Annotated in this window: 4 protein-coding genes; 2 read left to right on the top strand and 2 right to left on the bottom strand. The window is 63.4% G+C overall.

Features of this window, described 5'->3' with window-relative positions; all coding sequences use genetic code 11:
- Window positions 1-254: 254 nt before the first annotated feature.
- Window positions 255-794, bottom strand: a complete 540-nt coding sequence (locus tag AC1D1G_RS43750; RefSeq protein ID WP_283335290.1) for a hypothetical protein — start codon at window positions 792-794, stop codon at window positions 255-257.
- A gap of 258 nt (window positions 795-1,052) precedes the next feature.
- Between AC1D1G_RS43750 and AC1D1G_RS43745 the strand changes: the two genes are divergently transcribed.
- A complete protein-coding gene (locus AC1D1G_RS43745; protein WP_280780224.1) occupies window positions 1,053-1,205 on the top strand; it encodes a hypothetical protein in 153 nt (50 codons plus the stop codon).
- A gap of 54 nt (window positions 1,206-1,259) precedes the next feature.
- Window positions 1,260-2,165 (top strand): 4-hydroxy-tetrahydrodipicolinate synthase, encoded by a 906-nt coding sequence (gene dapA / locus AC1D1G_RS43740; RefSeq protein WP_477956767.1) that lies wholly within the window; start codon window positions 1,260-1,262, stop codon window positions 2,163-2,165.
- A gap of 29 nt (window positions 2,166-2,194) precedes the next feature.
- Here the strand turns inward: dapA and AC1D1G_RS43735 are convergent, their stop codons facing one another.
- Complete coding sequence (locus AC1D1G_RS43735; RefSeq protein ID WP_283335291.1) at window positions 2,195-2,830, bottom strand: GyrI-like domain-containing protein; 636 nt, start codon at window positions 2,828-2,830, stop codon at window positions 2,195-2,197.
- Window positions 2,831-2,929 lie beyond the last annotated feature (99 nt).

Here is a 2,929-nt window from a genome sequence, read left to right as displayed (position 1 = left end):
GTACGCCGCTGCGCACACTGCTGCAGGGGTGGAGTGATAGCGATCAGCGACGACACGAAGCGCATCCACGATCAGTTGGCGGGCTCGATCGGAAAATTTCTCGAACGTCATTGACACTCCTTCGCGGACTGCATCCCGTGACTGATGGGAGTGGGTTCACTGGATCGGTCAATGTGTGGAGAGGTGGCAGGTTCCCGGGCGGCCCCGTCCCTGTCTGCGCCGCGTTCGGGTGTGTTGTGTTGTGCTGATGGCGGTTAGCTGCCGAAGATGGTGCCGAGATCGTCGACGTCGGGGGCGTCGCCGGCGGCAGGGGGCGCGGGATCCTCGCCGGCGACGGCAACGGTGACGACCGTGGAGGCTTGTTGGACGGTGAACTCCGTGCCGGGCCATTGTGCCAGGTAGTCCTCGATTCCGGGGTAGTCGGAGATCCACATGGCCGGGTCGGTATCGGTGCGCGAGCAAGAGGCCAGTGCGACGTAGGAGCCGTCCGGAACGTCCATCACCGACTGGGTTGTCGTCCCCGGTTGAACCTCGCCTGTCTCGTACAGTGATTGACCGGCGCTGAGGACGTCGCGGACGGGTGGCAGCACCCTGTCGGGGGCAGGTGCGAGAGAAGTTCCGCAGCCGATGATGGTGCCGCTGTTGTTGGTGATGGTGTTGGTGACGGTCGATCCGTCAACGGTGAAGGCGAAGATGACGTCGGTGGTTTCGGCCGCTGATGCCGGCGCGGCCGCTGCGACTGCCAGTGGGATGGTGGCCGCGGCAAGGAGGGTGGTACGGGCACTCATGGGCATGCGGTGTCCTATTCGTCGGTGTGATGAGTAGTGATGTGTGCATCCTGCAGCAGAAACCGACCGACTGGCATTGTTTCCGTGAGTTTGGTGAACCGGTGGACTTCGTTGTTGTCGACGGTCACCGCCCGGTTGTGCTGGCGACATCAATGTCTCATTGGCTCTGCGTAATTCGGAATTGCCGATGGTGCTGGAATCAGGACGGACCGCGGGACGCATTAATGGGTCACCCGGTGCGGATTTCCTGGAGACTGTTCAGTCATGACCGATCAACTGCACGCCGACCTCATAGAACGTCTGGGTCGGGCTGTCGCCCGTGCCGCGATGGATGGTGACCCCCTGTTCGGCACCGTCGAGGTCACCATCGCCGAGCTGACTGAGCTGCTCGAACGCCGAATCCCTCCCGGTGAATGACCGGGGGAGATCTGGTCTGGGCTGACGCGCGTTCGTCGCGCATACACTAGGGCGATGACCGATTCGTCAGCGCCGGTGGCTCCGTTCKGGCGCGTTCTTACAGCGATGGCTACGGCGTTCACCGTGGATGGCGAGATCGATGAGGAGGCGACTGCTCGGATCGCCCTACATCTGGTCGATCATGGGCACGACGGCCTTGTCGTCTCGGGGACGACCGGTGAGGCGGCCACTACTACCACCGCGGAGGACGGTCGGATCTTGCAAGTGGTCAAGGATGCGGTGGGCGACCGCGCAAAAATCGTTGCCGGAGTAGGAACGAACGACACACGGCACACACTGGAATTGGCGAGGCAGGCTGTCATGCACGGGGCTGACGGGCTGCTGCTGGTGACGCCGTATTACAACAAGCCGAGCCAGGGCGGTGTACTGCAGCACTTTCGGTACGTCGTGGAGGCAGTCGATGCTCCTGTCATGGTCTACGACATTCCCGGCCGGGCCGGTACCAAGCTGGCGCCGTCGACGTTCGAGACGATGGCGGAGTGGCCGTCCGTGGTGGCGGTGAAGGATGCCGCTGGAGATCCCACTCAGGCGATCATGTTGCGCGAATTGGGCTATGCGGTCTACTCGGGAGACGACAGCCTCACGCTGGGTTTCCTGGCGTATGGGGCGTGCGGGGTCGTCTCGGTTCTCGGTCACGTGGCAGGTGACGAGATCCGCACGATGATCGACGCCTTCTTCTCGGGGGAGGTCGAAACCGCACGGGAGATCAATGCCCGCCTGCAGCCGGCGTTGCGTGCGGTCATGGGTGTCCCCAATTACGGCGCGACGACGGTCAAGGGGGCACTGCAGTTGCTCGGTGTGCTGCAGAACAGAACCGTGCGGTCCCCGCTCCTTGCCCTCGACGACGGCGAGTACGAGGCGTTGCGGACGGGGCTGCTCGCTTCGGGTTTGCTGCACTGACCGAGCAGTGCACGGGGTCGCCGTGGTTGTCAGGTGCCGGAGGCGGCACGGGTGGCGACTGGTTGTCTGAGGATGGTGCGTTGCTTCTCGGGCGCGATCCTGCGGAAGTCGTTGAGGTAAATCTCGTGGTGCTTGCCGGACACACGTAGTCCGTTGCTGGGGATGAAATCGTCATGCAGTTGTGCGAGCACGGCTGCTTCGTCGTCGAAGGAGCCGGCGTGCAGTGTCTGCACACACCGCCCTTCGCTCAGATCCGCGAGTCGGACGTCGTCGAGGCGTACCGGGCGGTTCTTGGCACCGGCCTGGTCGACCGCGGTGGCAAACATGGCCTGGTCGACCCACTTCGGGGTCATGATCATCATCGTCCAGTCCCATCGCGACTTGTCTCGCACCGTGGTGAAGGAGTCCATGTCATCGGCCCACCACAAGCCCTCCAGCGGAGGAACGACATAGTCGCGGCCGAGGTCACGCTTGCTGGCGAACTTCAGCTTGTATGCGAGGGGGTAGAGAGCTTCGACGGCGTCGCTGAATGCCGGTGAGGTGTTGGGGTCGCCGTGACCGTCGATCATGAGGTATTGCAGGTCGGGCACATCCACGATCCGGAACTCGCCTCGGGGGGACTGGTAGGCGGCGAGGGTCTTCTTGAAGTCGGTCTTGTCCGTCATCGGGCACCTGGACTCGCGTAGCGAGCCACCACCTTTCTGCCTCCAAGAGGCTCGACGAAGAGAAGAACACCTCACGCGCCGAGCTGCGAGGGTGTGCGG

It is taken from the genome of Rhodococcus sp. P3_B8 (assembly GCF_056402775.1).
The sequence above is the reverse complement of the archived record's forward strand: the minus strand, read 5'-3'. Positions and strand labels throughout refer to the sequence as shown.